General features: G+C 54.8%; 2 protein-coding genes and 3 pseudogenes. All 5 read left to right on the top strand.

Annotated features, from left to right (window positions below; all coding sequences use genetic code 11):
* Positions 1–282 precede the first annotated feature (282 nt).
* Positions 283–819, top strand: a complete 537-nt coding sequence (locus tag XdyCFBP7245_RS23215; protein WP_104617693.1) for a DUF4189 domain-containing protein — start codon at positions 283–285, stop codon at positions 817–819.
* A 370-nt stretch (positions 820–1189) separates the two neighbouring features.
* Positions 1190–1774, top strand: coding sequence for a hypothetical protein (locus XdyCFBP7245_RS23220; RefSeq protein ID WP_104617694.1), 585 nt, complete (start codon positions 1190–1192; stop codon positions 1772–1774).
* 2 nt (positions 1775–1776) lie between these two features.
* Positions 1777–2365 (top strand): annotated as a pseudogene (locus tag XdyCFBP7245_RS24700) (Tle-like phospholipase domain-containing protein); the annotation flags it as partial.
* Between the two features lies 1 nt (position 2366).
* Positions 2367–3014: pseudogene (locus tag XdyCFBP7245_RS24705) on the top strand (hypothetical protein); the annotation flags it as partial.
* Positions 3015–3039: 25 nt separating this feature from the next.
* Positions 3040–3230, top strand: a pseudogene (locus XdyCFBP7245_RS24710) (hypothetical protein); the annotation flags it as partial.

A 3230-nucleotide genomic window follows, 5' to 3' on the forward strand; every position in this document is an offset into this window, starting at 1 on the left:
AGGGCAATATGGGCACATTCCTGTCCTACACCGCGTTTAACAATACGGCATCCCCAGGCCCTCAGGGCCAGCCGGCTGGGTCGTATATGCCTTCCCGTATTGAATCAAATACTAATCCGGTTGGCTCTGAATCTCGCATATCTAATTCCAACCGAACGTCTGGCTCTGCACTACCCAGCACTGAGGGCGCGCAAGAAGGAACACGAGGCATTGCCAATCAAAGGGATAGCAGTCGCTTAGGCTAATTTAATTTCCAGGCATTAATTTGCACCAGGACTTCTGATGCTGAAAAATAAATTTCCACACATTTTTTTTCTTACGTTATTCTTTAGCACTCAGACCAATGCTGAGGGCAACTGCCCTCAAGGGCAGTATCCAATCGGAGGTCAGGGTGTCGCTGCCTGCGCTCCTATTCCACAGTCGGGTTCTGGCGTATCGCAAGAATCTAGGCCTCTTGGAAGATGGAAAAAAACGTGGGGAGCTATAGCTCTGGACACTGTAGGGGAAACTCCCTATTATGGGGTACCTAAAGGAGCGCTTTCGGAAGCTGAGGCTAAGCAACAATCACTAGAGCGCTGCATGAAACTTGGCGCTAACAACTGCCGGGTCACACTGACTTATCAAAATCAGTGCGCTGCAATTGCAGAACCGCAAATAAATGGAAAACCGAGCCCAGACGGATTAGTCCAATTCATTGGAAGGTCTAAAAAAGAACAAGCAGCGGATGACGCTTTAGCCCAGTGCAAAACTAGAAATCCTGGCATGCAATGCAAAGTGATCTACGAAGACTGCTCAGAACCAATCTTCGAGAAATTCTAGCCACTCGCACCATCAAGATTTCGAATTTAATATTTTTCGTGTTTCAGTGATTAGATTACGCGTCAACCCACAAAGGGCAAGCGACGGTATCGGACAGTAGCGGGCTTTTAGTGCCCGCATGACATGTAACTTTCCAGACAGTCTGGTTAACTTGAGCGTGCTGATCGATAAGCTACCCCTCTGCGGATCGTGCTAGCTCATGTTATCGAGCTAGCGCGGCGTCATAATTAGCGCCTCGTGCGTGCCAAAAACTGCGTATCTTTTTATCGCGCACTGCGCGCCGGCACCGGAAGCATCTCCAATGACCCCAAAGATTGTCGGCCGTTTCACTTTACTCCTCATGCCCTTCTTCTTTGCAGGATGCAAGCCCATGGATGCCCCATCCTCACAAGCTGACGCAAAGAGCAATAGCACCGATCCGGTCTACCAGAAGAACCCGCATCCAACGCAGGCGTATCGCATCACTTTGACGATTGAGGATGCGCCGGGTCCGTTTGACTGGATCTCGGGCACGGCGTTCTACCAGATGACCAACCACAAGCAATGCACCCCAATCGAGCCGATTGCCGGTGTGTGGAGCAAGTCGGACGAAGATGGCATCCCCATCCGCTTTGAGAAGCGCGATGCATCCACTTACGTGGCGACGATCTATGCCGATGGCATGGTTGATGCGGACTATTACAGCAAGGGCGTGTGCAAGTTTGAGCTAGATGGAGTGGGCATCTCCTTGAGAGCGACTGGTGATAACAATGAAACTCGATTTCAGCCAGCACTTTTCAAAGATGAGATTCATAGCTCAACGCCCAAGGTCACTTACTTTTGGAAGGGCCGTTACCCAAAAGCAGACATGGAAAACTTCCCTGATGGTGGCGAAACGAGCAAGGATCAATTCAACGACACCGCAAAGAACAACCTATTTAAGGTGACGTTGGCCGTCGAAGAGGTGAATCCATGAGAATTACAAGCCAACAATACGCAGCACTTTCAGATGATGTCTACAAAGCTCCGAAAGAAACGGGTCCAAATAGCAGACCTGAAGAGATCGGCGGCATAGTTTACAAGCGCCTGAAGTACGTCGACAGCCCATCTGGCTATCAGGGCATCGTCTATCAACGCGTCGATACCCAGGAGATCATCGTTGCCCATCGCGGCACAGAGCCAGAACGGCAGCTAAAAGAGGATGTCGTCTTCGCCGATGGCGGCATGGTGACATCGCGCCACAACAACCAAGCCGCCGAAGCGCTTGAGTTGACCAACTATGCATTGAACTATGCGCACGAATTAGGCAAGGGTGGAAAAGCACCCGACGTCACCGTCACCGGCCACTCGCTCGGCGGCGACCTGGCGCAGGTCACGGCACATCACTTTGGCCTCAAAGGCGAGACCTTCAACGCCTATGGCGCGGTCAGCCTGGATCGCCGTATTCCCGAGGGTGGCTCGGATGTGATCAATCATGTGATGGCCGGCGATGCGGTCAGCGCTGCCAGCAAGCATTATGGTCAGGTCAAGCTCTACGCCACGCCACACGAAGTCGCTGCCTTGCAGANGACGGCAAGCCGGATCGCTCGGTGCTGGAAGACCCCAAATCACAGCAGTTGGCGCAGCAGTACGCGCCGATGATCAACAAGTACCGCGACGATGTGGCACTGCTGCGGGGTGGCCTGACCCTGGCAACACGCCACGTGCAGTCCATGAACGTGGCCGATGGCATCAATCAGTTGCGCGGTACGCTTGCACCCGGTGCTGGTGCCAAAGAGATGGCAACAGAGCGCTGGCAACAAACCCAGCAGCGTATGCAGCGTGAGGACACGCCGGTTTATGTCACGCCCGGCTGGAAGCTTCCCTTGGGCGATGCTGCCGAGCGTAGGGCTGAGCCGGGTGCGACGGCCATGTCGAACGATCCGCTGTATCGCTCCATCCACAGCAAACTGCCGCAGGGCACATCTGATGCGGTGGCCATGCATGCCACCGTCGAGGCCAAACGCGCGGGTATCGTCGACGTCAACCAGCTGCGTAGCGTGACCGTGCAAGACGGCACTGCCTGGATCGTCGGCAACACGCCGGGCTTCCGGGCGAAGATCGATCTGGCAGCCGAGGTGCCGCCACTGCAGGAGAGCCAGCATCACTCCCGCGCACTGGACGCGCAGCGGTCGCAGCCGGACATGACTTCGCAGTCGCCGACGCGTGTAATGTAGGTCAATGGACGCGTGGATCGCACCGATGACTGCCCCGATACCGACTGTCACGGCAGCTCGGCGTGTGCCGCGTGGGGCAAGCTGGTTGCAGCCTTTGGCGGACGCCACCCTCGGCGATTTCGTGTTCTTCAAGCTGGTCAACGACTACTTCAACCGGGAAATTCAGGACTTCGGCATGGAGTTGATGGGCCGTGCCATGCGCTGGGTCAGCACCAT

It is taken from the genome of Xanthomonas dyei, assembly GCF_002939865.1.
Classification (GTDB): Bacteria; Pseudomonadota; Gammaproteobacteria; order Xanthomonadales; family Xanthomonadaceae; genus Xanthomonas; species Xanthomonas dyei.

Excerpts from the sequence above, each read along its gene's own strand:
- XdyCFBP7245_RS23220 (WP_104617694.1), top strand. The coding sequence starts at position 1,190 with ATGGATGCCCCATCCTCACAAGCTGACGCAAAGAGCAATAGCACCGAT.
- XdyCFBP7245_RS23215 (WP_104617693.1), top strand. The coding sequence starts at position 283 with ATGCTGAAAAATAAATTTCCACACATTTTTTTTCTTACGTTATTCTTT.